The 26,271-nt window shown below is 38.9% G+C and carries 27 protein-coding genes; 14 read left to right on the forward strand and 13 right to left on the reverse strand.

Translation table 11 applies throughout. The features are described from left to right. The 3 genes from AC1M86_RS13090 to AC1M86_RS13100 form a co-directional block, all read left to right on the forward strand. A partial coding sequence (locus AC1M86_RS13090) for a DUF2345 domain-containing protein (RefSeq protein WP_481596535.1) occupies positions 1-779 on the forward strand: 779 nt, incomplete at its 5' end. Then, the gene (locus AC1M86_RS13095; RefSeq protein WP_481608144.1) at positions 776-2,224 is read left to right on the forward strand and encodes a hypothetical protein; all 1,449 of its coding nucleotides are present in this window, start codon (positions 776-778) and stop codon (positions 2,222-2,224) included. The genes AC1M86_RS13090 and AC1M86_RS13095, both read left to right, overlap by 4 nt. Before the next feature lie 4 nt (positions 2,225-2,228). Further along, positions 2,229-3,296, forward strand: a complete 1,068-nt coding sequence (locus AC1M86_RS13100) for a PoNe immunity protein domain-containing protein (protein WP_481608145.1) — start codon at positions 2,229-2,231, stop codon at positions 3,294-3,296. Between the two features lie 86 nt (positions 3,297-3,382). On the opposite strand, the gene AC1M86_RS13105 is transcribed toward AC1M86_RS13100, so the two are convergent. Continuing rightward, positions 3,383-5,095 carry an electron transfer flavoprotein-ubiquinone oxidoreductase gene (locus AC1M86_RS13105; RefSeq protein WP_481608146.1) on the reverse strand — a complete coding sequence of 571 codons (1,713 nt, stop codon included), beginning with the start codon at positions 5,093-5,095 and terminating at the stop codon, positions 3,383-3,385. Positions 5,096-5,278: 183 nt separating this feature from the next. Between AC1M86_RS13105 and AC1M86_RS13110 the strand changes: the two genes are divergently transcribed. The 5 genes from AC1M86_RS13110 (at position 5,279) to AC1M86_RS13130 (ending at position 9,660) form a co-directional block, all read left to right on the forward strand. Further along, positions 5,279-5,890, forward strand: coding sequence for a DUF1285 domain-containing protein (locus AC1M86_RS13110; RefSeq protein WP_035264966.1), 612 nt, complete (start codon positions 5,279-5,281; stop codon positions 5,888-5,890). Positions 5,891-5,939: 49 nt separating this feature from the next. Then, entirely contained in the window at positions 5,940-6,824 is an 885-nt protein-coding gene (murI, locus tag AC1M86_RS13115) for a glutamate racemase (RefSeq protein ID WP_481592062.1), read from the forward strand. Between the two features lie 72 nt (positions 6,825-6,896). After that, positions 6,897-7,859 (forward strand): DUF4062 domain-containing protein, encoded by a 963-nt coding sequence (locus AC1M86_RS13120; RefSeq protein ID WP_481608147.1) that lies wholly within the window; start codon positions 6,897-6,899, stop codon positions 7,857-7,859. Positions 7,860-7,984: 125 nt separating this feature from the next. Then, the gene (gene hemH, locus AC1M86_RS13125; protein ID WP_481596527.1) at positions 7,985-9,001 is read left to right on the forward strand and encodes a ferrochelatase; all 1,017 of its coding nucleotides are present in this window, start codon (positions 7,985-7,987) and stop codon (positions 8,999-9,001) included. A 14-nt stretch (positions 9,002-9,015) separates the two neighbouring features. Continuing rightward, on the forward strand, positions 9,016-9,660 hold the full coding sequence (locus tag AC1M86_RS13130; RefSeq protein ID WP_092768141.1) for an MBL fold metallo-hydrolase: 645 nt from the start codon (positions 9,016-9,018) through the stop codon (positions 9,658-9,660). A 351-nt stretch (positions 9,661-10,011) separates the two neighbouring features. Here AC1M86_RS13130 and AC1M86_RS13135 read toward each other — a convergent pair whose 3' ends face one another. Then, positions 10,012-10,191, reverse strand: a complete 180-nt coding sequence (locus tag AC1M86_RS13135) for a DNA gyrase inhibitor YacG (RefSeq protein WP_481608148.1) — start codon at positions 10,189-10,191, stop codon at positions 10,012-10,014. A gap of 84 nt (positions 10,192-10,275) precedes the next feature. On the opposite strand from AC1M86_RS13135, the gene AC1M86_RS13140 reads away from it, so the two are divergent. After that, positions 10,276-10,941, forward strand: a complete 666-nt coding sequence (locus tag AC1M86_RS13140; RefSeq protein ID WP_481608174.1) for a class I SAM-dependent methyltransferase — start codon at positions 10,276-10,278, stop codon at positions 10,939-10,941. Beyond that, positions 10,938-12,164 (forward strand): TIGR03862 family flavoprotein, encoded by a 1,227-nt coding sequence (locus AC1M86_RS13145; RefSeq protein WP_481608149.1) that lies wholly within the window; start codon positions 10,938-10,940, stop codon positions 12,162-12,164. Before AC1M86_RS13140 ends, AC1M86_RS13145 begins: the two co-directional genes overlap by 4 nt. 24 nt (positions 12,165-12,188) lie before the next feature. On the opposite strand, the gene AC1M86_RS13150 is transcribed toward AC1M86_RS13145, so the two are convergent. Further along, a complete protein-coding gene (locus tag AC1M86_RS13150; protein ID WP_035264987.1) occupies positions 12,189-12,521 on the reverse strand; it encodes a HopJ type III effector protein in 333 nt (110 codons plus the stop codon). Between the two features lie 118 nt (positions 12,522-12,639). Here AC1M86_RS13150 and crcB point away from each other — a divergent pair, with 118 nt between their 5' ends. Further along, the gene (gene crcB / locus AC1M86_RS13155) at positions 12,640-13,020 is read left to right on the forward strand and encodes a fluoride efflux transporter CrcB (RefSeq protein WP_481608150.1); all 381 of its coding nucleotides are present in this window, start codon (positions 12,640-12,642) and stop codon (positions 13,018-13,020) included. 73 nt (positions 13,021-13,093) lie between these two features. Here crcB and AC1M86_RS13160 read toward each other — a convergent pair whose 3' ends face one another. The 4 genes from AC1M86_RS13160 to AC1M86_RS13175 form a co-directional block, all read right to left on the reverse strand. Next, the gene (locus AC1M86_RS13160; RefSeq protein ID WP_035264993.1) at positions 13,094-13,345 is read right to left on the reverse strand and encodes a type B 50S ribosomal protein L31; all 252 of its coding nucleotides are present in this window, start codon (positions 13,343-13,345) and stop codon (positions 13,094-13,096) included. A 78-nt stretch (positions 13,346-13,423) separates the two neighbouring features. Further along, positions 13,424-14,716 (reverse strand): ABC1 kinase family protein, encoded by a 1,293-nt coding sequence (locus tag AC1M86_RS13165; protein ID WP_481608175.1) that lies wholly within the window; start codon positions 14,714-14,716, stop codon positions 13,424-13,426. A 144-nt stretch (positions 14,717-14,860) separates the two neighbouring features. Beyond that, positions 14,861-16,165 (reverse strand): MATE family efflux transporter, encoded by a 1,305-nt coding sequence (locus tag AC1M86_RS13170; protein WP_481608176.1) that lies wholly within the window; start codon positions 16,163-16,165, stop codon positions 14,861-14,863. A gap of 99 nt (positions 16,166-16,264) precedes the next feature. Beyond that, a complete protein-coding gene (locus AC1M86_RS13175) occupies positions 16,265-16,726 on the reverse strand; it encodes a DMT family transporter (RefSeq protein ID WP_035264998.1) in 462 nt (153 codons plus the stop codon). 112 nt (positions 16,727-16,838) lie between these two features. Here AC1M86_RS13175 and hemW point away from each other — a divergent pair, with 112 nt between their 5' ends. Both hemW and AC1M86_RS13185 read left to right on the forward strand, forming a co-directional pair. Further along, on the forward strand, positions 16,839-17,993 hold the full coding sequence (hemW, locus tag AC1M86_RS13180) for a radical SAM family heme chaperone HemW (protein ID WP_481592059.1): 1,155 nt from the start codon (positions 16,839-16,841) through the stop codon (positions 17,991-17,993). 125 nt (positions 17,994-18,118) lie between these two features. Then, positions 18,119-18,532: a hypothetical protein gene (locus tag AC1M86_RS13185; protein WP_481592058.1), complete on the forward strand. Its 414-nt coding sequence runs from the start codon at positions 18,119-18,121 to the stop codon at positions 18,530-18,532. A gap of 60 nt (positions 18,533-18,592) precedes the next feature. Here AC1M86_RS13185 and AC1M86_RS13190 read toward each other — a convergent pair whose 3' ends face one another. The 5 genes from AC1M86_RS13190 to hemF form a co-directional block, all read right to left on the reverse strand. Then, entirely contained in the window at positions 18,593-19,198 is a 606-nt protein-coding gene (locus AC1M86_RS13190; RefSeq protein ID WP_481608151.1) for an SRPBCC family protein, read from the reverse strand. A gap of 172 nt (positions 19,199-19,370) precedes the next feature. Further along, the gene (locus tag AC1M86_RS13195) at positions 19,371-21,194 is read right to left on the reverse strand and encodes an acyl-CoA dehydrogenase C-terminal domain-containing protein (protein WP_481597859.1); all 1,824 of its coding nucleotides are present in this window, start codon (positions 21,192-21,194) and stop codon (positions 19,371-19,373) included. A 380-nt stretch (positions 21,195-21,574) separates the two neighbouring features. After that, positions 21,575-22,363: a shikimate dehydrogenase gene (gene aroE, locus AC1M86_RS13200; protein ID WP_481586772.1), complete on the reverse strand. Its 789-nt coding sequence runs from the start codon at positions 22,361-22,363 to the stop codon at positions 21,575-21,577. Between the two features lie 84 nt (positions 22,364-22,447). Beyond that, complete coding sequence (locus AC1M86_RS13205; RefSeq protein WP_481608152.1) at positions 22,448-22,660, reverse strand: hypothetical protein; 213 nt, start codon at positions 22,658-22,660, stop codon at positions 22,448-22,450. A gap of 242 nt (positions 22,661-22,902) precedes the next feature. Then, the gene (gene hemF / locus AC1M86_RS13210; protein WP_035265021.1) at positions 22,903-23,844 is read right to left on the reverse strand and encodes an oxygen-dependent coproporphyrinogen oxidase; all 942 of its coding nucleotides are present in this window, start codon (positions 23,842-23,844) and stop codon (positions 22,903-22,905) included. A gap of 245 nt (positions 23,845-24,089) precedes the next feature. On the opposite strand from hemF, the gene hemN reads away from it, so the two are divergent. Continuing rightward, positions 24,090-25,460, forward strand: coding sequence for an oxygen-independent coproporphyrinogen III oxidase (gene hemN / locus AC1M86_RS13215; protein WP_481586773.1), 1,371 nt, complete (start codon positions 24,090-24,092; stop codon positions 25,458-25,460). An 86-nt stretch (positions 25,461-25,546) separates the two neighbouring features. Here the strand turns inward: hemN and ribA are convergent, their stop codons facing one another. Continuing rightward, positions 25,547-26,149: a GTP cyclohydrolase II gene (ribA, locus tag AC1M86_RS13220; RefSeq protein ID WP_179999334.1), complete on the reverse strand. Its 603-nt coding sequence runs from the start codon at positions 26,147-26,149 to the stop codon at positions 25,547-25,549. Positions 26,150-26,271: the final 122 nt, after the last annotated feature.

The following is a 26,271-nucleotide window of genomic DNA, read 5'->3' on the forward strand; positions in this document are numbered from 1 at the left end:
TGTATGCAGGGAAAGGCAAGATCGAGATTCAAGCTCAAGGGGATGGTGCTGATCTGATTGCCAGAAAGGGTGTGCAGATTATTTCCACGGAGGCAAATGTCGACATCACGAGTGCGAAAGAAATCGTACTGACCGCAGGCGGTTCACAGCTAAAAATAAATGCTTCAGGGGTATTTCCTACGACTGCAAGTAAGTTTGAGGTTAAGGCAGGGCAGCATCAGTTTGTGAATGGAAAGAATGTATCAGCAAAATTTCCAGCTTTACCTACCTTTAAATTATTACCTAATAAAGTGGAATTAAAATACATTTATGATGACTTAAAACCTGTTGCACAAGCTCCATTTAAACTGATTTTTGCTGATGGTTCTGCCCAAGAAGGTGTATTGGATGCCGAAGGTTATGCCAAAGTCACTATTCCTAGTGATAAAACTCAACCTAAAGTCTACTATGGCTTTAGTAGTGTTGAGGCGAAACCAGATAGAGAAAAAATTGATAATCCTTTTAAAGATCAAAAAGTGATGAGTGTTAGTGAAGCTGAACAACTTATTGAGCAATACAACCAACAAGAATTAGATGCATTATTAGATGAATATTTCCCTGATGAAATTGAAGACATGCTCATGTCGAATAATATCGAATACGATGATCATGTAAGCGATTATGAAGAACAATTAATACCACAACAAAATAATGTAGATGATGCAATAGCAGATGATTTAGAAGAAATTTTACTTACAGATGATTCTACTTCTAGATTAGACCTAGGAGATAAACAATGAATACTGCCGTAGCCAAGGGTTCAACGCAAGCTGTAAGAGTAACAGCTAAAGGGGAAGAATCGGCGGCTCAATGGATTAAAGGTGTACTTGATGGTAGTGGCTCCAGTCCCGCTCAAATTATTGTTGCAGTTGTGATAGGTTGTATACCCTTTGTTGGTCAAGGCGTTGATGTCGGGAATGTGATTGTCTCAGTCGTTAAAATATCAGAAAAGCCAGATAATAAAGAGAATTGGTTTGATTTGGTATTTAATCTTGTTGCATTTGTTCCAATTGCTGGTGATGGATTAAAAATTGTTTTTAAACAATTGCGTTCAGGTAAAGCTATGGGAGCTATTTTGGATGCAATACCAAGCAAAACATTACGTGGTGATGTAGATAAATGGTTTAGAACCTTAAATTGGAATACATACACAAGAGAGCTGCAAACAACTAGTAATAAAATTATTGATGGTTTAATTGGCGTTTTTGATAGTTGGATGACACGAGCTGTTCTCGGCAATGCTAAGTTAAAAACATTAGTAACTCAGCTTCAGCAAATGAAGAAAGTTGCCAATCAAAAAATTGATATGGTTATGAAAGAAATGCAAGCAGCCCATAAAAAGGCACTAGCAACTCCTTATCCTAACACTACAGCTAGAGCTCCAATTACGACTCGAACACCGACAACAACCAGTAGACCAAATCAAAATCCAGCCCCACGAACTCAGCAAAATGGCAATGTTCCAAGAAATACTGGTGGTAATAATGCAAGTCCAGGGCGTCAAAATACGTCAACTAAACGGCAACAATTAAAACGTAAGCGAAGATCGAATCAAGAACTTGGTTCAGGTGGTGAGCACATTACGGATTATTACTATGTAAAACGCATGAAAAGTCGCTCTAAAATTAATAATAATGGCGTGCTGTACGAATATCACGATACGGGTCATAACGGACTTGATCATGTATGGCATAGTGCTCGACTAGCACATAAGTATCGTATTACAGACAGTAAAGCGACCAATGCACTAAGCCATAGAACACTCATGACACCAAAGGCAGCCATGATGGCATTGAAAATGGGTCTCGATGTTTATATGGCATCAGACCAAGATGATAAGGTTAAGCGTTCAGTGGGGACGACTGTGAGTGATGGTGTGCAGATGTCGCATTTATGGATTGCTAGTAAAATAGATTCAGCCAAAATAGTATCAAAACATGACAATTTATTGGATAAAATAGAAGATTGGCGACGAGTTAAATTCAAACCATCCACAGAAAGAAAACTAGGTAAAACCATCGCAATTCGATGCCCATATGATCGAAGTTTGGTCACTATTACTGGTGATAAATTCGATCATCATGAAAAATGTAAAGGCTTAAATAAACCTAAGTGTACACGGACAGTAACTGCACACGGTATTAAATTAGAATTTGTTTTACCAAACGAGATGTTGGAGAGATGAAAGTATGTCAATACAAGTAAATGATCAAGAAATAGATTGGCAAAAATGGTTGAGTTTAGAAGTAAAAGATACAAGTTTATTTAGAGATAAGTTGCTTGAGCAAGAAATGTATCACAAGAGATTTGATACGTTTGTTAATGGTATATATACAGTTGTTGATGGATTTAGCCATTATAAAAATGATTCTAAATTTGGTGGATATATAGCATCTGGTCATCAAAGATTAAAAGATGTTCTGAACTTGATATCTTTACAATATTCAGCAGGCGGGGATTTAAATTTTATAAAAGAACTTTATCCATATCTTCTTCATTGGACAGAAGAATATGCTGAAACGAGTCATCTTTATAATTTAAGCCCTGATGCAGGTGGACGTTATGTCTGGCATATTTCCTTGGGAACTGAAGATTATTGGTATATTGCTTTACGACTGATATGCTTTGGTTTACTGACAGGGTATGCAGATCAAATGAGTCGAATTATGACGATTATCGACTACACAGAAGCAACGCCTGAAGGACAAGAAAAAGATGGCTTAATCGAGCGATTGGTTGCTCCATTTGTAACAGATCGAGGCATACCACCAAATGAAGCACGTCGTCATTTACCTTATCGTAAGCTCATTAAAGTTTTTGATACTGCACCTGAAAAACGTCCAGCGATGATGTTGCAATACTTAGAAGATTGGTATGAAGCCAGTCGGCGTGAACCATACTTTGAACAGCACCCAGAAACCGACTTAAGATCTGGTAGGAGTTATTATGGTTATTGGTCATGGGAAGCAGCAGCAGTGACATGGCTATTAGATATTGATGACACCATTTATCGAGAGCATCAATTTTATCCAAAAGATTTAGTCGATTTTGCTAAAGCACAATCAGAAAAAGTACAAGCACAAGATTCGGTAGAAAAAATTAAAGTACGAGGCGGTGAAAAATGTTCTAAAACTGGTTTTTGGACGACACCTGCTCAGCCAAATCAACGTCTGCACTTTAATAAAGGTGACATTTTACCAATGCTTTCAGAACAAGACTGGGGTCAAGTATATTGGTATTTTGATGGTGAAGAATAAAACTATATCGCTCAAGGGGAAACTTTCGTATTTATCGAAGTTTAATAAAAAACCCGCTTACGCGGGTTTTTTGATCTCAAACGAGATTACATATTCGGATAGTTCGGACCACCCGCACCCTCAGGTACAACCCAAGTAATGTTTTGTGACGGATCTTTAATATCACAAGTCTTACAGTGAACACAGTTCGCAGCATTAATTTGGAAACGCTTAGAACCATCATCATTTTCCATGATTTCGTATACGCCAGCAGGACAGTAGCGCTGAGCAGGCTCATCCCATTGAGGAAGGTTAACGTTTACTGGAATTGATGGATCAGTTAATTTTAAATGCGCTGGCTGGTTTTCTTCGTGTACTGTATTTGAAACAAACACTGAAGATAAACGGTCAAATGTAAGCTTACCATCTGGTTTTGGATAGTTTGGTTTGAAGTTCACTGCATCAACAGTTTTTAAAGCACTGTAGTCAGGTGTCAAATCACGTAAAGTGAACGGAACTTTAAATACATTTTGATCGATAAAGTTGAATGCACCACCGAAGAATGTACCAAACTTATGCATTGCAGGGCCAAAGTTACGAGCATTATATAACTCTTCTTTTAACCAACTGTTGTTAAATTTCTCTGTATATGACGTTAACTCTTTAGCAAAGAAATCTTCGCCTTCTGTCACACGAGCAATTGCAAGGTCACCGCCTTTTTCTACACCAGCTTTAATTGCTTCAAATACAGCTTCACCACATAACATGCCTGATTTCATAGCTGTGTGTGAACCTTTAATTTTTGCAAAGTTCAAGAAGCCAGCATCATCACCAATTAAGCTTCCACCTGGGAAGGTGAATTTAGGAAGAGAGTTAAAACCACCTTTAACCACTGCACGTGCACCGTAAGAAATACGTTTACCGCCTTCCAATACATCTTTAATTAATGGATGTGTTTTCCAACGTTGCATTTCCATGAATGGATACATATGAGGGTTTTGGTAAGATAAGTCGACAATCATACCCAATGATACTTGGTTATTTTCAGCGTGATATAACCACCAACCACCAGATGAACCAGTTTCAGTTAAAGGCCAACCCGCACCGTGCATGACTTTACCTGATTTGTGCTTCGCTGGATCGATTTCCCAAAGTTCTTTAATACCGATACCGTAATGTTGAGGATCAGCGTCTTTATCTAAGCCGAATTGAGCGATTAGGCGTTTACCTAAATGACCACGGCAGCCTTCAGCGAATAACGTGTATTTCGCATGGAGCTCATAGCCTGGGGTAAAGTTATGTGTTGGCTCACCATCTTTACCAATACCCATATCACCTGTTTGGATACCTTTTACAGTACCATCAGCATGATACAGAATTTCCGCTGCTGCGAAGCCCGGGAAAATGGATACTTCAAGCTCTTCAGCTTTTTGTCCTAACCAGCGTACGACGTTACCAAGAGAGATGATATAGTTACCGTCGTTGTGCATTGTTTTAGGCACAAAAGCATGAGGCATTTTTTGAGATTTTTGATCTGAAAGAAGGAAGTACGTTTCATCTTCTGTAACAGGTACGTTTAAAGGCGCACCTTCTTCTTTCCAATTTGGGAACAATTCATTAATAGCGCGTGGTTCAAGCACAGCACCAGAAAGAATATGCGCACCTACTTCAGAGCCTTTTTCAACGACACATACAGATAAATCGTTGAGGTTGTTTTCAATTGCAAGTTGACGGATTTTGATCGCAGCTGAAAGACCCGCAGGGCCCGCTCCAACGATTACAACGTCAAACTCCATCGATTCACGTTCGATGTGTTCCATAAAGGACTCCTCATAAAGTAAAGGGTGGCAACCGATAATTCCGACGGTGCTGCCATGAGTGTTCTTAGTTGCAGGTACAATTTTGCTCTCGTACCTTTTATATATTTTGCGCTAGTATAGGTTCAAACCTTGATCAAGCCAATTGGCTGAGTCGCTTTATTTTCCGTCAGCAGGGCATAAACCATGGTAAAACAAAATGATTCTATAACAGCACAGCCTGATTCACTTGTACCTGATGATAAAAACTTAATCAATATCGTACAATATCTAAAAGATGCACAGTCAAGTCACAAAAGGTCAATCCCACCTCTTGAACAATGGAACCCAAAGCATTGTGGCTCAATGGATTTGAAAGTAAAAGCGAATGGTGAATGGTGGCACGAAGGTCAATTGATTAAAAGACAAAGCCTCATTGACCTATTCTCGACAGTACTGTGGAAAGAAGACAACAAATTTTACTTAAAAACACCCGTTGAGCAAATCGAAATTGAAGTCGAAGATGAACCTTTATTGGTCAATCAGGTAGATCAAGTCGAGATTCAAGGGCTTTCTTATCTACAGCTAACAACGACCACTCAAGATCTCATTATTGTGGATCAAGATCATCCAATCTTTATGCGTGATTTTCAAGGAGAGATGCGTCCTTACGTGCATGTGCGTTTCGGCATCAACGCATTGATACAACGATCAACTTTTTTTCATTTAGTTGAAATGGGGGAGTTGAGCGAAAATGAGCAAGGTGAATCAGTTTTGAATTTAAAAAGTGGTAATCTGCTATTGCAATTAGGGACTTGAGGTTTAAGCTTAGCCCATTCATTTAAGCATTATAAAAGTAGTCGTTGAGATGTCTGCAATTTTACCCCAACCGAGCTCTAATGAGCCTATGCCTCATGCACTTGAACATGCCCCTATTGGGATTTTCGACTCGGGGATTGGTGGTTTATCAGTTGCATTGGAAATAGCAAAATATTTACCCAATGAGCATATCCTTTACTATGCAGATACAGCTCATGTCCCTTATGGTCCGCGCGAAGATCAAGATATTCGTCAGCTCACAGCACATGCAATTGAGTGGTTGTATCGTCAAGGATGTAAAGTTGCGGTTGTTGCGTGTAATACGGCATCAGCTTTTAGTCTGGATTACTTAAGGACACATTATGGTGAGCGATTTCCGATCATTGGGTTGGTTCCTGCGTTAAAACCTGCAGTGTTACAGACACAGTCTAAAGTAGTGGCTGTATTGGCGACTCCAGCGACTTTTAGAGGCCAGTTAATCAAGGATGTAATGCAGAATTTTGCAGATCCTTTAGGTGTTAAAGTTCATCAAGTCACCAGTTTGGATTTGGTTCCTTTCGTGGAAGCAGGGCAACAAAATTCGCAAGCCTGTATTGCAACATTACAACGGATACTTGATCCCGTCATGCAAGATCAAGCCGATTATTTGGTGTTGGGTTGTACGCATTATCCATTTTTAAAATCAGCAATTGAGCATCTTTATACAGAGCGACTGACTTTGGTTGATTCAGGATTTGCTGTTGCACGCCAAACAGCAAGAGTCCTTATCAAAAATAAATTCAATGCTACTCAACCATATGACAAATCAGTGCAGTTGCGTTGTGTCGTCAGTGGCGGAAATGCGCTTGAACTTCAGCCTGTACTTCAAAATATGATCGGGCATGAAATACTATGGTCAATTGAAAATTTAACTGATACATTCGAAGAAGAATGATCAATATCAAGCTATATATTTTAAGCCTTATGAGTAAGGCATTTTTACCTAGATGCAGGATTGGATTAAGGCATGCTAGATAAGCGTTACCAAGTGTTTATTACAACTTCTGGTAAAGAGATGCAGCCAGAACGTATGGTTGTGTCTCAAACGCTGATCGGTATGGGTTTTTTTTCATGGGGTTTAGAACAAAGAACACCTGTAACAACCGCTTTTGCACGCCGTCAAATTGATGATTGTGATTATGTACTTCTGCTTTTAGGAAGCCAGTATGGTGAGCAATCTGTCTCTGGCATTAGTTACATGCACTTGGAATATATCTATGCAGTGACTAAGCAAAAGCCCATCATTGTATTTATGCATGAACAGCCAGAATCGCGTGCGGAGCATTTACGAGAGCATGAAGCGGATCTTCAACAGCGCTTTCAAAATTTCCGTCAACAGATCGTGAAAGAAGTTGATCAGGTCGTATGTTTTAAAAGTGCTCGTGAATTAGAGCTTGCACTCAGGTCTCATATGCCTCAAATGCTTGAGCGTTACCCTGTTTTGGGTTGGGTAAGACCACAAAGCATTCAAGCAAAACAAGATGAGATTGATCGATTAAGAGCTCAGCTGGCACAAGCAAAAATGGAACAAACCAAATCTGAAGTCGATCCTTTTCTATCTTTGCCTAGAATAGAGTGGGATGATCAATTCAGTTTTGATTATCGTATGCATGCCTATGTTGATAGTCATTTTAAAGAAATTATTTGTATACGTTCCATGCGATGGCATGAAATTTATACTGTTCTTGAGTCTCAATTTTCCCAAGCAACACCAGAAGATTTTTATTCTAAAGTGTTGAATCAGTATTTGACTGATACGGGGCTGGTCGATGCTCAATTGCAACTTCCTAAGGCACATATGGTATCTAGAGCACAGATTAATGTACGTGCATTGCATACCATCAAGCAACAAATGCGTAATAATGAATGGATCGTTCCTGTAGGACGAGATGATCGTCAGCGGATGTTATGGAAATGCATGAATAAATAGATCAAGTTCATATGATAGTTTTTCTCTTTCATTCACATTTTAAAAAGCAATCATAAAATCACGCCGAATTTACTTAGACTCTGATAAAGTATTTCTTAATTAAACAGTGAATTGATGTGGATCAGATGTCTGAGTTAAAGCCGAAAATCACCGTAATTATTGCCAACTTGGGAACACCAGATGCCCCTACAGTGCCTGCGGTACGAACTTTTCTAAAACAGTTTTTATCTGATCAGCGTGTGATTGAGATTCCATCGTTTTTGTGGAAAATTATCTTACATTGTTTTGTTTTACCATTTCGACCAAAGCATGTTTCTGAAGCATATGCGCAGGTGTGGAATGAAGATTCACCTATGCGTGAAATTCTGTTAAAGCAAACAGATTTAATCCGTCAAAAAGTTATTCAAGATTATCCAGATTTTGAGGTTCAGGTCGTTCCTGCGATGACTTATGGTCATCCTAGTATTCATGATGTTCTAAAAAAACTCTCTCAGACACCGCAAGATCACGTCATTTTATTTCCACTTTTTCCTCAATATTCAGCGACATCTACAGCACCTTTGTATGATGCATTGGCGAAATGGGTTTTAACGCAGAGAAATTTACCTGGCTTAAGTTTAATACGCGATTATTATCAACATCCAAAATTTATTCAGGCTTTGGCAAAGAGTGTTCAGGTTTTTCAGGCGCAACACGGTAAAGCGGAAAAATTATTAATGTCTTTCCATGGGATTCCTCAGCCTTATGCAGATAAAGGTGATCCATATGCCGACCGTTGTAGAGTTACAGCGAAAAAAGTCGCAGAGGCTCTGGGATTACGTGACGATGAATGGGCTATCAGTTTCCAATCACGATTCGGTAAACAGGAGTGGGTCAAGCCATATACAGATGCGTTGCTGACTGAATGGGGACAACAAGGAGTTCAATCTGTCCATGTGCTCAGCCCTGCTTTTTCAGCAGATTGCTTAGAGACTTTAGAAGAGTTGGCTGTGGAAAATGCCGAAACCTTTAAAACGGCTGGCGGGAAAGATTATGTCTATATTCCAGCATTAAACACTGATGCAGCACATATTGATTTGTTGGTCGATTTAGTAGAAGCTCAACTGGATGCACTCAAGATTACCCTTCAACATTCTGCATAAATTTAAAGGTTCCTATGCTTCAAGTTAAAATTATTCCTGTGACAGCATTTCAGCAAAATTGTTCCTTGGTTTGGGATCAAGAGACCAAAGAAGCTGTGTTAATTGATGCTGGAGGTGAGCCTGAAAAAATTATGCAAGTTGTGCAAGAGTTAGACTTAACCGTGAAGGAGCTATGGTTAACTCATGGTCATCTTGATCATGCTGGTGCGGTCGGAGCATTGGCGCGAGAGTGGGGTATTCCAGTAATTGGTCCTCATAAAGAAGATGCATTTTGGTTAGATATGATTCAGGAAGTTTCAGCACGATATGGGTTTCCGATACCTGAACCTGTTGTGGTTGATCAGTGGCTTGAAGGTGGTGAAACTTTAAAATTGGGGGATGAGTCCTTTGAGGTTCGATTCGCTCCCGGTCATACGCCTGGCCACGTCATGTTCTATAATGCTAACTATGGCTTGTTATGGACTGGCGATGTTCTTTTCAAGGGTTCAATTGGTCGAACAGATTTTCCCAAGGGAAATCATCAACAGTTGCTGGATTCGATTGAGAGAGAATGTTTTAGTTTGCCAGATGAAACACAGTTTATTTCAGGGCATGGTCCAATCAGTACCATTGGCTATGAGAAAAAGTTTAACCCGTTTGTGGCAGGTAAAGCTGGTTAATTAAAAACGAAAAAAGTGATCTCGATTGATGTCATTCAATTCCCAAAAGAGAAGGGCAGCGGCTAACACAAATAGTGCAGAGATTAAAATCAAGACGAAATCATGTTGATAAATGCCTAGACCTGCAAAAAGGAGGCCTAGGCAAGATAAAATTATACTGAGTGTGAATGTGAATTTATAAAGTCTCATGTATTTATGAAGGTAGAATTGTTGTTTTAATGTGATTATCATCACAATATCACAACATAAACTTAAATAAAATCACATTTATTGAGTTTTCTTAAAAAAGCTAATTTTTTTGTTTGTGTAAATATAATTGAATTATTCTTTTAATATTGAGCAAAGTTGGCATTATTCATGATATTCCCCTTGATCAGCTTGAGGAGAATCCTGTGTCGGAAGGCGATATTCATCATTTGCCCAAGCCCCTAAATCGATAAGTTTGCATCGTTCAGAACAAAATGGACGAAATTCATTGCCAGTCCATTGACTAGGCTGTCCACAGCGTGGGCACGGAAATGTTTTTGACATAAATGAATCCTAGTAAAATAAAACAGCTAAAATAGGCAAAAGCATCTAGAGTTGCTAGACTTGTCGCGTTTTCATAAGTTTGATCTGATTATGCCGATTCGTCAATTTCAAGCACAGCGTATGCATGCGCCACGCGACTTTCAACCGATTCTAGCTGAACCACTATGTGTTGAGATTGGGGCGGGTAAAGGTAAACATGCTTTATTGTTTACGCAACAAAATCCGCAAAGACAACTAATCGCGATTGAACGAACTAGAGAAAAATTTCTAGCGATGCAAAAACAGCATCAACTAGAGGGACAAACCAATTTGCGACCTGTACATGCAGATGCAATCCCTTGGATCGTACATGCGCTATTTCCACAGCAAGTTGAAGATTTTTTTATTTTATATCCGAATCCTGAACCTCATAATCCAGCGCAACGTTGGTTGAATATGCCTTTTTTTGAATTTTTACTGTCTCGATTGCAACCGAATGGTACGATCACTTTAGCCAGCAATATTCCTGAATATATTGACGAGGCAGAGCAACAACTGATTAATGTTTGGAACCTTTCTTATGTTAAAGAACGAATCTCTTCAACTTCGGCAAGAACGCATTTTGAAGTAAAGTATCTAGAGCGTGGTGAATTATGCCAGCAGTTGATTATTCAAAAACCTGAAGCGTACCAAACTCGCTTCGATCACTTTATGCCTCTGCAAGGGCAAATGCCGATCTCTTCTGAAAATCAACAAACGAATAATCTATGAATTTGGAATATTCAAAGCGAATCGCAATCGTAGGCGCAGGTCCAGCAGGTTTAATGGCTGCTGAAGTTTTATCTGCTCATCCTGCATTTGAAGTTCATATTTTTGAACAAAAGCCTTCAGCTGCACGTAAATTTTTGATGGCAGGTAAAACAGGTTTAAATATTTCTCATGCCGAACCTATCGATCAATTTATTGGTCGTTATGATCATGCCGAATGGCTTGCACCTTGGGTAAAAAAATGGGATGCGCGTTGGATTCGAAATTGGATGAAAAACCTAGGGATTGAATCCTATGTTGGAAGCTCTGGTCGTATATTTCCCAATGAAATGAAAGCAGCTCCATTACTGCGTGCTTGGTTAAAAAGTTTAGTAGATACCAAGGTCAATTTTCATTATCGGCATCAAATTACCGCGCTTAATCAAAATGAACTGACAGTTTTTGATACTCAATCCAATTCAATACGAACTGAGCAATTTGATGCGATTGTATTGGCGTGTGGCGCTGTGTCATGGGCACAGTTGGGTAGTGATGGGGCTTGGCAGTCATGGTTGGCTAAAGAAGAGTTAAAAGCGTTTTCCCCGAGTAATGCTGGTGTAGTCAGAGCTTGGTCTTCGTATATGGAACCTATATTTGGCTCGCCACTCAAACGAGTTGAAGCTTGGGTGGATCATCAGCCCAAAGCTAAGGGTGATATCGTGATCACCCATTATGGTTTGGAGAGTGGGTTGGTCTATAAGCATGGTCGGGCACTTCGAACACAATTGCAATATCAAGATTCCATGGTTTTAAATTTAGATTTACTGCCAGAATTATCTGAGCATGAAATCATCTCTAAACTTAAGAATGCTAAGAAGCAAAGTATTAATAATATTTGGCGAAAAATGGGATTAGACACTGCAAAGTCAAATTTATTACGTGAATTAACCCCAAAGCATGATTGGGCGATTGCAGAGAAAATGGCTCAGCATATTAAACATTTATCTATCAAACTAGATGGTTTTAGACCCATTGAAGAAGCCATTAGCTGCGCAGGTGGTGTACGGGAAATTGCCTTGACTAAACAGTTACAGTTGAAAAGTAATCCAATTGTTTTCTGCTGTGGAGAGATGTTGGATTGGGATGCCCCGACAGGTGGTTATTTACTTACAGCATGTTTTGCAACAGGTCGAGCAGCAGGATTAGGTGTAATTGAATACCTAAATAAAACTGTTGAAAAAGACTAGCCAAGCGCTAGTCTTTATTTATGATTATTTCGCAGTGAGTGCATTTCCTTCAAATTTAATGCCATCCCATCCATGAATCATGAATTGACGGATATTTTGATGATCTGATGCTTCAGGTGTCGCCAGAACAGAAGCGTAGTGTTCTGCAAAAAGCTGTAATGTTTGTTCTTGAGAAAGACCATTTAATTTGGCAAAGGAAAAAACTTTAGCACTCCCTTGATTTTCATTACTGGCATTATATTGTTGACCATTACTAAATGCGGTTGGCGTATGTGTATAACCTGCTTCAATAAATGAAATTACGTCGGCAAATTTTGCTTCGCCATTTTTTAATTGTTCCAATAATGCTTGAGCCATAATTGAGTCCTTACACGTTTAAATTTGCTACATCTTAACGAAAAAAGCGTGAATCCAAGACAATAATTCGTTACTTTTTAAGGTAAAAATATGATCAATACACGAGAACGGACATAATATGAGTTGGTTATGGGTAGCATGTGGTGGAGCGATTGGTGCAACACTTCGATATATGACCAGTATGTGGTTCATGCAAAATGCAGATCAATTTCCATGGGCAACTTGGATTGTGAATATCTTGGGCTGTGTTCTAGCAGGGGGATTTTTTGCATTCAGTTTACAATATCCTGTATTACAACATGAGGCTCGCCTATTTTTTATGGTTGGCATATTAGGTGGTTTTACCACATTCTCAAGTTTTGGCTTGGAAACTTTTCAATTGATAAAATCTGGGCAATACAATTTGGCACTGATGTATGTTGTGAGTAGTATCATGATTGGACTCTTGGGATTGGTTTTGAGTTTTTTCTTTACTCAATTTTATTTAACCAATAAATAACGATAAGAATAAAAAAAAGCCTAAATTGGAGGAGTAAATTTAGGCTTTAAAATAGTGAGAGTCGAAAATTTTTTTATTTACGTTTAAAGCGACCGAAACGCTTATTGAAACTTGCCACACGACCTTCATTATTGGCCTGACGGACCTCACCAGTATAGAAAGGGTGCGAAGCACTTGAAATATCTAGCGTGACATAGGGGTAAGTTTTCCCTTGATATTCTTTTGTTTGCTTTGACTGAATCGTACTACCGATGATGAAATACTGATCTGCGTTGGTATCATGAAATAGTACTTCATGGTATTCAGGATGAATATTGGGACGCATGAAAACACTCCGAATTATTTATATAATGTTATAATATAACATAACAATAATGAGGATTGTAAGGTCTTGTTAGTTTTTTCAAATCGGAACGAGCGTTTCAAACAAATCATTGAGATTGTCATCGACCTTTAAGTTAATCAGATTCCAATAGTGTCCAGAAATCGTACGATTGACCATTAATGTGTCTGGAGAGGGCTTAAATGTATCCCAATACTTAAGTGATTTTTTCACTAAAATGACGCCATCATGATGAGATGAGTTTTCAGCAAAATTGTATTGAGTGGTAAGGGGTCTGAGCAACACTTCTAACCATTGTTTGTAAAGTTCCTCAGGGAATTTTCCTGTTTCAGCAAGAGCATCCAACGCGAATAGATGTTGTTCAATCTCTTGGATATTTTCAGCACGACCAGCGCGAACTAATTTTTTAAATCGATCCACCAGTTCAGCAGATAAGGTTTTAACACCACCAAAATCATAGATGATGACACTACCATCTGAGCGGAAAGCAAAATTGCCAGGATGCGGATCACAATGAAAGCGTTTTAGATAGAAAATCTGATGGCCAAGAGCCTGAATTAGTCGACGACCAATTTCGTTACGTGTTTCAAGCGGCCAAGTGCTTGCGGTTTCAATATTGTCACCTGCTTCTAAGCTCAATGTAAGAACTCGTCTGCTGGAATAATCTTTGAAAACTTGTGGGATAATAATTTTAGAATCCAATGCTTGATGGAAGGTTCTAAATACCTCTAAATTTTGCGCTTCAATTTCATAGTTGAGCTCTTCGTGTAAGCTGTCTTGAATTTCTGCAAATAATCGATCTTGTAATTTTTTATCGACTTTTAATACACCCATCAAACGTAAAGCCAAGCGGACTTGTTTTAAATCGCTTTCGCATGCTTCATCTACGCCTGGGTACTGTACTTTTACAACGACTTCTTGGCCATTTTTTAAGGTTGCTTTATGAACTTGCCCAATCGAAGCTGCTGCAAAAGGTTGTTCATCAAATGTTTTAAAAACATCTAACAGTGGCTGACCAAGTTCTTTTTCAACTTGTTGCTTGATTTGCTGGAAGGGCATCGCAGGGGCTTGACGTTGTAATTTAGCAATAGCCTTTGCGACTTCAGGCGGGAAAATATCTTTGTATTGTGATGCAATTTGACCAACTTTCATTACAGCACCTTTCATTTCCCCAAGGGTATCTGCAATTTGAACACCAATGTCTTGAAAGAGCTTACTGCGTGCTTCATTTTTTTTATCATCATCTGCGTTAAAGGTGCGGATAGAGTTGGACACGGTTTTAGTAGCAATACTTGCAGTCATACCTGCGAGTTTCATGAAACGACGGCCGGGAGAGCTCGCTTTGTTTGCCATGAGTTGAGAACCTCGATTCATTATTTTCATCTTCTGATTTGATCATAGGCGACAAATCAAAAGATGCATATTTGAAATTGTTAATGAGTTGTAAGTAAATGATTGGCATAAAAAAATAAATCCCGAGCATTCGGGATTTATTGTTCATGATGATTGACTACGCTCAAGTCGCTGATTATTCATATATAAACGTCCGAGTAAGAGTACACAGGCAATACTTAACCCCACGATCAATCCAATCCATACACCCGCAGGACCAATGTTGGTAAATCTAGAGAGATATACGCCTACAGGGAATGCAATCACCCAATAGGCAAGCATAGTAATCCACATAGGACCCTTCGTATCTTGCATGCCTCTTAGACATCCTGCAGCACTGATTTGCCAAGCGTCCATCAGTTGGTAAGCAACAGCGAATAGAACCAAGTAAACCGCAATTTGAGTCACCAATACATCAGAGGTATATAACGCGACAATTTGATGGCGGAAGACCCACAATAAAACCATGGTCATTACTGCCAGTACAGTACTTGTTGCTAAACCCAACCATTGGACTTTACGCATAGATTGGTAATCCTTTTCACCATAATACGTTCCCACTCGGATGGTAAGTGCGATCGCGAGAGACATCGGGATCATAAATAATTGTGACGTAATGGAGATGGCGATCTGATGCGCTGCTACCGTAATTTCACCCAATGGACTCAATACAATTGCTGCAGTACTGAAAATACTGACCTCAAAGAAAATAGCCAAGCCAATTGGGAAACCTAAAGCAAGGATGCGTTTTAACCAGTAGCGATCAATTTTTTCAAAATGACTAAAGGGTTGGGTTTTTTGATATGCCTGATTATTCAAGATATACAATGCCAACGTGATCAGCATCAGCCATTGTAGAATTGCCGTTGCAAATCCACATCCAGCACTTCCTAATGCAGGAATTGGACCTAGACCATACATAAACACAAAATTAAGCGGAATAAGTACGACTAAGGCCATTAAACTGATCACAGTCACTGGGCGTGGATTACCAATCGCCTCAGAGTATCCTCGTAGTGCAGCAAACATGGTGACCGCTGGCATACCGAATCCAATCGCATGTAAAAATAGGCCAGCTTTATGGTGAAGTGAATCTGGAACGCCAAGAAGAGGAAGCGTATAGGGAAGAATCTGTAAGACTAGACCAGCAATAATCCCGAGAACTAAAGCAACCCATAATGCTTGTCGTGTAATAGTGGCAATTTTCTCTGGAGTCCTCGCACCGTTTGCTTCAGCAACCAACGGCGTTGTTGCAATCATAATACCGCTAAATAGCAACATGACAGGAATCCAAAGACCGACCCCGACAGCAATTGCCGCTAAGTCTAATGCAGATAAATGTCCTGCCATAATGGTATCAATCAGTCCTAATCCTGCTTGCGAAAATTGCGTAATCAAGATTGGGATCATGAGATGAAATAGTTTTTTTAATTCATAACTGATGTTGGAAGTTGCAGTCACATTAGACACAAAAATTACTCATCGTTTTTATGTGCTTAGAATGAAGGTTTAGCGTTGTAAAGTGAGAAGCACACCTATAAAAATCACCACGCCACCCAAAATGCGCTGCCAATTAATGGCAATTTTTTCTGTACCTAAAATTCCAAAATGGTCGACTATCATGGACATAACAATCTGTCCAAAAATAATTAATGCCGATAAGGTTAAGAAACCTAATTTAGGTGCGGAATAAATACTAATACTGATGGCATAAACACCTAAAAAACCGCCAAGCCAAAGATGCCAAGGAATTTGTACAATTTCGCTCAATTGTGGTTTTTCAGTCTGTTGAAAAAAAACCAGTATTGCGAGAACTATTGTACCAATCAAAAATGATAAAAGTGCAGCTTGTAATGGAGAATATAAATATTCACGTAATTGTGTGTTAATCGCAGTTTGGAAGGTCATTGCGATTCCGATCCCCAGCGCTAAAGGGATAAAGAATAAAAATTGGCTCGCGACTTTAAACATAAATGCACCCACGTCCTTGTTTTATATTGAGTGTAAAGTAAAAACTGAATCAGTTCTGAGCGTTATGGTGTAGTCATGTTAAAATAAGTTTTTTAAGTTTTGAGCTGTACGTTTGGCTACTTTGAATCCACAAGATATTCCATTGTCACTTTATATTCATATGCCGTGGTGTGTGCGTAAATGTCCATATTGCGACTTTAATTCGCATGCAGTACCCAATGGGGCATTGTCCATGGCGTTGGAGAAAGAATATTTACAAGCATTGGTTGAGGATTTCAAAACACAGATAAATTTTGCTCAGGGTCGTCAAATTCATAGCGTGTTCATAGGTGGAGGTACTCCTTCTCTCATTTCTGCTCAAGGGTATCAATGGCTATTTGCTCAGCTAAGCGCTTTGATTCCGTTTGAGGATGATTGTGAAATTACCTTAGAAGCCAACCCGGGAACGGTAGAACATGATCCATTTGCAGATTATTTAAAGGCGGGGATCAATCGGTTGTCTTTAGGTGTCCAAAGCTTTAACTCGAATCATCTTCAAAAACTGGGGCGTATTCATTCCAACCAAGATGCAATTTCAGCAATTGGTTTGGCGAAAGATGCAGGCTTTAAGCGAATTAATGTCGATTTAATGCACGGCTTACCTGAACAAACGCTTGAACAAGCATTACTTGACTTAAAACTTGCCGTGGAGCACGGTGCTACACATATCTCGTGGTATCAGTTAACCATTGAGCCCAATACCGTATTTTTTCGAACTCAACCTATATTGCCTGTCGATGATGTATTAGAAGAAATTCAGGTACAGGGTGAGGCCTATTTAATCGAAAATGGTTTTACTAACTACGAAGTGTCGGCTTGGCGTAAAGAAAAACCTTCAGCACATAATTTAAATTATTGGCAATTTGGCGATTACTTAGCAATTGGTGCTGGTGCGCATGCTAAAGTGACGCTAAGTGATGGTGTATATCGTTACCAAAAAACACGATTACCGAAAGATTATCTGGCGAAAGTCCCTGCAGAGCATTTACAGTTTAAGAAAATTGAAGCTGATGAAATGCCATTCGAATTTATGATGAATGCACTTCGACTTAATCAAGGTGTACCAACCTCACATTATGAAGCTCGTACAGGTTTATCTTTGCAAACAATCCAAGATCAAGTTCAATCATTGATTGACAGAAAATTAATGGTAGATGATCGAAATCGTTTGTCATGCACTGCTCAAGGACATTTATATTTGAACTCATTGCTTGAGGAGTTTCTGTAAGTTCTATAGTTAAACTCCAATGTAATTTTTAACACTGAAACTGTTAAATCCACATTTATTTCGCTTTTTTACTGTGAAAATAATGATGAGTCTTTTAATGGTTCTCATCACGATAGGTATTAAAAATGAAATTGGTTCTAGTGGCTTCAATCTTGGGATTGGCATTCGTTGGTTGTGCTGATAAAAACAAAAATAGTGATCAAATGTCAGAACAAGAGAGACCAGCGCATTTAAATGCTGAAGCTTCAGCGCCTGTTGATCAAGTTGCTCGTGCTGAAGGTGAACAGGTGATCCATTTTACTGGACCAATGGATTTAACATTAGAGCTAAAAACAAAAGACAATTTTCAGACGGCAGAACTCAGGGATAACTCGGATGCGGTTTATCACTTGAAGAGCGCGGTTGCTGCAAGTGGTGTAAAACTTGCAAATAGAGATGGTATTTCAATTCATTTTAAAAATTTCAATGGTTTGAATGAGGGAACAGTTGAACTCGTGAAAGATAAGCCAATAGAGATTAAAGAGTACCGTGAGCATTAAAATATATGCATTAATTTACAACACCTGATTGGTTGTTCAATCAGGTGCTTTTTTAATTCCTTAATTTGAGCTTTGATCTTCAACATACTTTTTTAAATGATTGGCCATTTCCCACTGAGAACCAATAAAACGATACAGGGCTTCAACTTCTTGTTTTGTCGCGCCTTGAATAAATTGATCGTCTAAAGTTACTTCAATAGTTCGTTCAAATTCTGTGCTATTGGCGTTGATACGATCAAATTCATAGGTAATTTTTGAATGGATTGGGACTTGAGCAAATTGTTCTATGGTTGCGATAACAAACTTCTTATCTTTCTCAAACTCAATCACATGCCATTCATTACTCCAATCTTTTATGCCTGGAATCGGGCTGCTAATAAATTCTTTGAAAGTCGTACCTTTTTGAACACGAATATTCTTAGGCTCAATGGCTTGAGTTGCACCCACATTAATTTTTGGCCAAAGATTCACATTGGTTAAAATATTGAAGACTTCACTCACAGGGCGATGAATAATGACCTCAGCAGATCCACTCGTCGAGTAATTCAAATGCTTTGTTGAATACGTCGTGGTTTTTTTGTGATTTTTAATATCCGATTCAGCGAAGCTATTTGTAGCGAGAAAGACTGCACTGAGTAAAGAGAAGGAGATCAATGTCTTATGCATATTATTTTCCTTTTTGTATATTGATAAAAGCTCATTTGGAATATTTATATCGCTTGATCAAGATACCACTGTTGTATTCTTGCTCTAAATGTAATTTCGTATTCTTAAAGTACAATGGTTTATTGAATTAATAAAAAAAGACCGCCTTGGCGGTCTTTTTTTCTATGAAATCTTAGTAATCAAAACTGAAGTGTTCAGCTTCTAAAGACATTAAAGTTTTCGAAGGGTTAACCATAGATTCAGCATGACCTTGGGCACGTGGAAGTAAACGCTCAAAGTAGAAATCTGCAACTTTGATTTTCGCTTTATAAAACTCAGGAGTTTCTTGACCATCACCTGATGCTAACTTCGCTGATGCCACTGCCGCTTGTTGAGCCCAGTAATATGCCATCATTGCATAACCAGAGAACATTAAGTAATCCACAGAAGCACTTGAAACGATGTCGCGATCTTTGCGTGCAGCAAGCATAATACGTACAGTTAATGCGTTCCATTGTGCACAAATCTTAGTTAAGTCCCAAGCAAAACGGCGCATGTATTTATTGCGTGCGTGCTGGCCACAGAATTTTAAGATTTCAGCTGTATAGTCACGAACGACTTTACCTTTAGAAGATAACAGTACTTTACGACCGATTAAGTCTAGTGCTTGAACACCAGTTGTACCTTCGTAAAGCGTTGAAATACGCGCGTCACGAACGATCTGCTCCATACCATGTTCTTTGATATAACCATGGCCACCAAAGACTTGCATACCGTGATTTGCTGCTTCTAAGCCTAACTCAGTTAAGAAGCCTTTCAAAATTGGTGTGTAGAAACCTAGTTTATCATCGTAATCATCAAACTTCGCTTGATCACCTTGAGCTAAAGCATCAGTCATTTTGTCAGCAAGCTGTGCAGCATGATAGATCATTGCACGGCCACCTTCAGCAATCGCTTTTTGAGTCAAAAGCATACGACGAACATCAGCATGATGGATAATTGAGTCAGCTACTTTTTCAGGCTCTTTTTTACCTGAGAGTGCGCGCATTGACATACGTTCTTTTGCATAAGGTAATGCACCTTGGAATGCAAGTTCTGCATGTGCTAAACCTTGAACAGCAGTTCCGATACGCGCCGTATTCATGAAGGTAAACATTGCGTGTAAGCCTTTGTTGACTTCACCAATCAGATAACCCGTTGCAGCATCAAAGTTCAGTACGGCAGTAGCAGACGCTCTGATCCCCATTTTGTGTTCAATAGAACCGCAAGTCACAGGATTGCGTTCGCCTACACCACCATCAGCAGTTGGGATGAATTTTGGAACAATGAATAAAGAAATACCACGTGTACCAGCTGGAGAGTCTGGAAGACGTGCCAACACAATATGAATGATATTTTCAGTTAAATCGTGCTCACCCGCAGAAATAAAGATTTTAGTACCTGTGATAGCATAAGTACCGTCACCTTTAGGCTCAGCTTTAGTTTTAACTTGACCCAAGTCTGTACCACATTGTGGTTCAGTTAAACACATTGTGCCTGACCATGTACCAGCAGTGAGGTGAGGCATGTAGGTGTTTTTCTGTTCTTCAGTACCAAATTGCATGATGGTATTCATACAACCCATACTTAAGCCCGGATACATCGTGAAAGACCAGTTTGCTGTACCCATCATTTCTGATTTGATCAGGTTCAGCGACATAGGCAGTGCTTGACCACCAAACTCTTCAGGATACGAAAGACCTTGCCAGCCACCTTGTACAAACTGCTCGTAAGCTTCTTTGAAACCTTTAGGCGTTTTGACTTCGCCATCTTTAAAATGACAGCCTTCTTCATCTCCAGGCTGATTAAGTGGAGATAATACATTTTCACAGAAATCTGCAGCACCTTCGATAATCATATCGACAGTATCAGAGTCAGCAGCTTCGCCGTTGCTTAGAGTTTTATAGTGCGCAGGATAATCAAAAACTTCGTTCATTAAGAAACGAATATCACGTACGGGCGCTTTATATGCAGGCATTGAACTTTTCCTAATTTGAATAGAGAAAATACTTTTTAGATGATCCGATTATTGACCTACAACACTAAAAAAACATTGATGTAAGTCACGGAAATAAATGTCAGAATTGCGAATTAGTGTTTAGGCTCTAGAATGAATATAAACTGAATTCATTTGTTGTAGTAGGAGTTTATTAGAAAAAATAATATTATTAATACATAAGCTTAGGTTGGTTTTGTTGTGTGGATGATCATATGTTTAATTTGAATTTATTCAATTTGAATATGCACTAAAAATATGTCACTAAAATCAATTCGAAGAGATTTAATCGATATTATAGAGAGAAAAAAGTGCAATTTAAAAAATTGCACTGTTCACAAGGCACTAAACGTGTGCAAAAACTAAATAAAATCTTTTAATTCTGGACGCACACCATTCCAAATCGCGAAAGATTCAATCGCTTGTCCAACGAGCATTCCAAATCCTTCTGCAGTCGGAATTCCACGCTGTTTCGCTTGATCAAGGAAAGTGGAAGGTTTGCCATAGGCCATTTCATAGGCATATTTGAATTTTAACTGTTGAGGTAGATTGATTGCATCGCCAGATAAGCTTGCCGAGGTAGCATTAATAACAATATCAAATTCACCTGCTATGTGATCAAGACCACAAGCGTTTAGCTCTAGATCTGGGACAGCAGGTTGTAAGTCCTGAATCAATTGCTCTGCGCGAGCAACCGTTCGATTAGCAATCATGATTTTATTTACACCAGCTTTATGCAGTGGATAAATCACGCCACGTGTTGCACCACCTGCACCTAAAATAAGCACGCTTGCTTGCTCAAGAGGCCAATTTAAATGTTGAATGGCTGCAACAAGTCCTTGGCCATCGGTATTGTCGCCATGCAATATACCATCTTTCATCCATAGTGTATTTACTGCTTTTGCAATTTTGGCACGTTCAGTGAGTACATCACATTGTGCAAAAGCTTGTTCTTTAAACGGCACCGTGACATTCAGACCAATACCACCAGCCTTAAAAAATTCATTGATACTCTGTGTAAAACCATCGAGAGGAGCAAGGCGTTTGCTATATTCAAGGATCACCCCAGTCTTTTGTGCGAACGCATGATGAAGCTCTGGAGATCGAGATTGTTCAATGGGATTTCCAATTACGGCAAATTGTTTGCGCATTGCTCTAATTCCTGATGAAGAAGTGGCAAACAATATACGTCAAATGCAGAAAGTTCCCAATATGAACATATTTAATGAAGTGTATTAATGACTTGGGTTACAAATTTCAAATAGGGTATGAAGTAAAATATGCGTAATGTTGAGCAGTAGACCAACAGCTGCAAACATCATCAAGCTAAAACCAAAGCTATCATTGAGTAGTGTTTCTGAAAATATAGTGGTACTGATTGCACTCAAAAGAGCGATAACCAGTGTCCAAAATACGACAACACGTGCGCGAATAGAGTTGTGTTGCATATCGATTCCTTATGCAGAAGTAAAAACTTCCATGAGTAATACAAGTAAAAATTGATTGTACAGTACTTTGCTTAAATTAAACTTAAGAGCTGTGTCAGAAGTGTGACAAAATTTAATCAATTTTATCTATTGTGCCTTTTTTTTTAAGAAAATGTAATGGAATTATTCAATTTCGTTAGACAATGGGATGAATATATTGCTCAACAAAAAAGCCCTGTTTTAACAGGGCGAGTGATTTACATTTAATGCAGTTCAGCGAGCCAATCTCTCGGTTTTAAATAGTAGTCGGTTAATTTTTTTTCAGCAGAGCCTTCATCCCATTCAGGTCTGTATTTCCAACCCGTTAATGGAGGAAGACTTACTAAAATAGACTCAATTCGACCGCCAGTTTGTAATCCAAATAACGTCCCTCGATCGTAAACTAAGTTATATTCCACATAGCGCCCACGACGATACAATTGGAAATCGCGTTGAGCTTCACTATAGGGTTTATCTTGATTACGTTGGAAGATTGGTAGAATCGCATTGAGATATCCATTGCCTACAGCTTGCATGTATTTAAAACAAGTTTCGAAATCCCACTGATTTAAGTCATCAAAAAATAACCCACCGACACCACGTTGTTCATCACGATGCTTCAAATAAAAATAATCATCACACCATTTTTTATGATCTTGGTAGACATGATCGCCAAAAGGTGCACAAAGATCGTGCGCAGTTTGATGCCATGATTTAACATCTTCATCATTCGGATAAAATGGCGTTAAATCAAAACCGCCGCCAAACCACCAAATAGGATCTTGTCCTTCTTTTTCTGCGACAAATAGTCTTACGTTGGCATGTGAGGTCGGCACATTTGGATTTCTAGGATGGATCACTAAAGAAACCCCCATGGCTTGTGCTTGTGCGCCAGCTATATGTGGGTGCCGTTCGGTAGCAGATGCTGGTAACTTTGAGATATTGATGTGCGAGAACATCACACCACCTTTTTCGATCACTGTACCATCTTGCAATACGCGTGATCTGCCACCACCACCTTCGGGACGTTCCCAATCATCGATCTCAAATTGGGCATTACCGCCACCTTGTTGTTCTTGTTGTTCAAGCGCAGCACAAATTCGAGTTTGTAAGTCGAGTAAAAATTCACGAACACGTTGAATATCTGCAGAAGTCGGGTGTGACATACCAAGCCTCTTGGGCAATGAAAAACTAGCTACATCAAAACATAAATTGTATGAAAGATTAAGGTGATTTTATCGATATAGCAGATCGAGATTTAAGTTTAGTCAGGGTAAACGTACTTTGTGATTTGAATTTGCTTATGAATCCTGACCAAGCTACTAGGTTGAATTAAAAGAATAAGCTCCTCAAAATAGGACGACTGAAAGCAGTTAAGCTTTTAATATGTGGTGATTTTAAAGGTGGGGATATGTTCGAAAACGTTGTTTCACTGGTGCAAAAATATAATGTTCCAGGTCCTCGATATACGAGCTATCCCACAGTTCCGTATTGGGAGCAGTCGACTTTTGATCGAGTACTATGGCAGCAAAAACTAAAAATACGTTTTGATAAATCGAATAGCCAACATGGTATTAGCCTTTACATTCACTTACCTTTTTGCGAGTCCTTATGTACTTTTTGTGGATGTCATAAAAAAATCACTAAAAAACATGAAATGGAACAGCCCTATATTTTGGCTCTGTTAAAAGAATGGAAATTGTATTGTGAGTTATTTGTAGAGCGTCCTTTGATTAAAGAGATACATCTAGGCGGAGGGACACCTACATTTTTTTCTCCTCAGCATCTTAAACAGTTGATTGATGGGCTTTTAGCGTTATCACAAGTAGCTGAAGATCATCAATTTAGTTTTGAAGGACATCCTAATAATACTTCCTACGAACATTTAAAGACGCTGTTTGAATTGGGTTTTAGACGCGTTAGCTTTGGTGTGCAGGATTATAATGAAACCGTGCAGAAAGCGATCCACCGAATTCAACCTTTTGAACACGTAAAGCAGGTTACAGAATGGGCGCGTGAAATTGGTTATACGTCTATTTCGCATGATTTGGTCTACGGGCTGCCCTTTCAATATTTAGATGATGTTTTAAACACAATTGATCAAACCATTCAAATTAAGCCAGATCGTTTAGCCTTTTACAGTTATGCACATGTACCATGGATCAAAGGTAATGGGCAACGTGGTTTTAAAGACCATGATGTTCCGCGCGATGAAGAGAAAAGACAGTGTTATGAGCAAGGAAAACAAAAATTATTGTCTGCTGGATATCATGAAATAGGGATGGATCATTTTGCGCTTGAGCATGATGATATGTATCAGGTATTTCAAGCCCAACAGTTACATCGTAATTTTATGGGATATACCGTTTCAAAAACAGAAGTGATGATTGGCTTAGGGATGTCAGCTATTGGTGATTGTTGGCAAGGTTTTGCTCAAAATGAAAAGAAGCTTGAAGATTACTATGCTCGATTAGAACAAAACGAAATTCCAGTTTTTAAAGGTCATCTTTTAACAGAAGAAGATTTGAAAATCAGAAAGCATATTTTAAATCTCATGTGCCATTTTGAGACGAATTGGCAAGGTGACATGGATTTTGCACAGCGACCACAAGTTTTAGAAGATTTAGCTGAAATGCAAAATGACCAACTTGTGAAGATGAGTGAATATGGATTGAAGGTAACGGAAGCTGGAAAACCATTTGTACGAAATATCTGTATGGCGTTCGATTTAAGGTTAAAAAGAAACAAACCTGAAAATCGGATATTTTCTATGACGATATAGTCATCTTCACAAATTGGGCTGAGTCTAAGTAAAAAAATACCCCTAAGCATCGGGGTATTTTTTACAGCGATTAAATTATGCTTTAGTTAAAAATCATCCTTTTGATACATATGTGACATGCGCTCATGTTTGGTTTTTAAGTATTCTTCATTGAATTTATTCAAACCGACCGTTAACGGGACACGATCAACTACATCAATTCCTAAATCAGTTAAAGCTTTAATTTTGAGAGGATTGTTTGTGACAAGTTTGACTTGTTTCACTTGTAAGTGATCCAGCATGATACTGCACATATCGTATTTACGCGCATCAGCGGGTAAGTTGAGCATCAGGTTAGCATCTACTGTGTCATGTCCTTGATCTTGCAAGGCATAAGCACGAATTTTATTGGTTAAACCAATACCACGACCTTCTTGGCGTAAATATAAAATTACGCCTTGTCCTGCTTCGTTAATCAGTTTTTGAGTTGCTTGAAGTTGTGGGCCACAATCACATTTTAATGAAGCAAAAGCATCACCTGTTAAACATTCGGAATGGATTCGTACCAAGACAGGAGAGGTGGGTGCTGTATCTAATCCTTTTGACAATGCTACGTGTTCTTCACCTGTTTTAGGATCTTGAAAAACAGTGATTTTAAAATCACCAAAGGCAGTGGGTAATTTAGATGTGGCAACAAACTCTATAGGCACAGCGACTTCCATTACATGTTCATAATTTGGCTAAAGTATAGCTGAATGATCAGACCATAGTTGAGTATCATTGTGCAAATTTACACAGAAGATTTCCTTTTTTTTGCAAAGCACAAGATAAT

Source organism: Acinetobacter sp. ANC_7654, assembly GCF_056779855.1.

What these genes read in the sequence shown, in the direction of transcription:
- hemN (WP_481586773.1), top strand. Translation starts at nt 24,090, where the DNA reads ATGTTCGAAAACGTTGTTTCACTGGTGCAAAAATATAATGTTCCAGGT.
- AC1M86_RS13175 (WP_035264998.1), bottom strand. Translation starts at nt 16,726, where the DNA reads ATGTTTAAAGTCGCGAGCCAATTTTTATTCTTTATCCCTTTAGCGCTG.
- hemH (WP_481596527.1), top strand. Translation starts at nt 7,985, where the DNA reads ATGTCTGAGTTAAAGCCGAAAATCACCGTAATTATTGCCAACTTGGGA.
- AC1M86_RS13160 (WP_035264993.1), bottom strand. Translation starts at nt 13,345, where the DNA reads ATGCGTCCCAATATTCATCCTGAATACCATGAAGTACTATTTCATGAT.
- crcB (WP_481608150.1), top strand. Translation starts at nt 12,640, where the DNA reads ATGAGTTGGTTATGGGTAGCATGTGGTGGAGCGATTGGTGCAACACTT.
- AC1M86_RS13130 (WP_092768141.1), top strand. Translation starts at nt 9,016, where the DNA reads ATGCTTCAAGTTAAAATTATTCCTGTGACAGCATTTCAGCAAAATTGT.
- AC1M86_RS13135 (WP_481608148.1), bottom strand. Translation starts at nt 10,191, where the DNA reads ATGTCAAAAACATTTCCGTGCCCACGCTGTGGACAGCCTAGTCAATGG.
- hemF (WP_035265021.1), bottom strand. Translation starts at nt 23,844, where the DNA reads ATGTCACACCCGACTTCTGCAGATATTCAACGTGTTCGTGAATTTTTA.
- murI (WP_481592062.1), top strand. Translation starts at nt 5,940, where the DNA reads ATGTCTGCAATTTTACCCCAACCGAGCTCTAATGAGCCTATGCCTCAT.
- AC1M86_RS13190 (WP_481608151.1), bottom strand. Translation starts at nt 19,198, where the DNA reads ATGCATAAGACATTGATCTCCTTCTCTTTACTCAGTGCAGTCTTTCTC.
- AC1M86_RS13185 (WP_481592058.1), top strand. Translation starts at nt 18,119, where the DNA reads ATGAAATTGGTTCTAGTGGCTTCAATCTTGGGATTGGCATTCGTTGGT.
- aroE (WP_481586772.1), bottom strand. Translation starts at nt 22,363, where the DNA reads ATGCGCAAACAATTTGCCGTAATTGGAAATCCCATTGAACAATCTCGA.
- AC1M86_RS13195 (WP_481597859.1), bottom strand. Translation starts at nt 21,194, where the DNA reads ATGCCTGCATATAAAGCGCCCGTACGTGATATTCGTTTCTTAATGAAC.
- AC1M86_RS13145 (WP_481608149.1), top strand. Translation starts at nt 10,938, where the DNA reads ATGAATTTGGAATATTCAAAGCGAATCGCAATCGTAGGCGCAGGTCCA.
- AC1M86_RS13170 (WP_481608176.1), bottom strand. Translation starts at nt 16,165, where the DNA reads ATGATCCCAATCTTGATTACGCAATTTTCGCAAGCAGGATTAGGACTG.
- AC1M86_RS13110 (WP_035264966.1), top strand. Translation starts at nt 5,279, where the DNA reads ATGGTAAAACAAAATGATTCTATAACAGCACAGCCTGATTCACTTGTA.
- AC1M86_RS13150 (WP_035264987.1), bottom strand. Translation starts at nt 12,521, where the DNA reads ATGGCTCAAGCATTATTGGAACAATTAAAAAATGGCGAAGCAAAATTT.
- AC1M86_RS13105 (WP_481608146.1), bottom strand. Translation starts at nt 5,095, where the DNA reads ATGGAACACATCGAACGTGAATCGATGGAGTTTGACGTTGTAATCGTT.
- AC1M86_RS13095 (WP_481608144.1), top strand. Translation starts at nt 776, where the DNA reads ATGAATACTGCCGTAGCCAAGGGTTCAACGCAAGCTGTAAGAGTAACA.
- AC1M86_RS13100 (WP_481608145.1), top strand. Translation starts at nt 2,229, where the DNA reads ATGTCAATACAAGTAAATGATCAAGAAATAGATTGGCAAAAATGGTTG.
- AC1M86_RS13205 (WP_481608152.1), bottom strand. Translation starts at nt 22,660, where the DNA reads ATGCAACACAACTCTATTCGCGCACGTGTTGTCGTATTTTGGACACTG.
- AC1M86_RS13120 (WP_481608147.1), top strand. Translation starts at nt 6,897, where the DNA reads ATGCTAGATAAGCGTTACCAAGTGTTTATTACAACTTCTGGTAAAGAG.
- AC1M86_RS13165 (WP_481608175.1), bottom strand. Translation starts at nt 14,716, where the DNA reads ATGGCAAACAAAGCGAGCTCTCCCGGCCGTCGTTTCATGAAACTCGCA.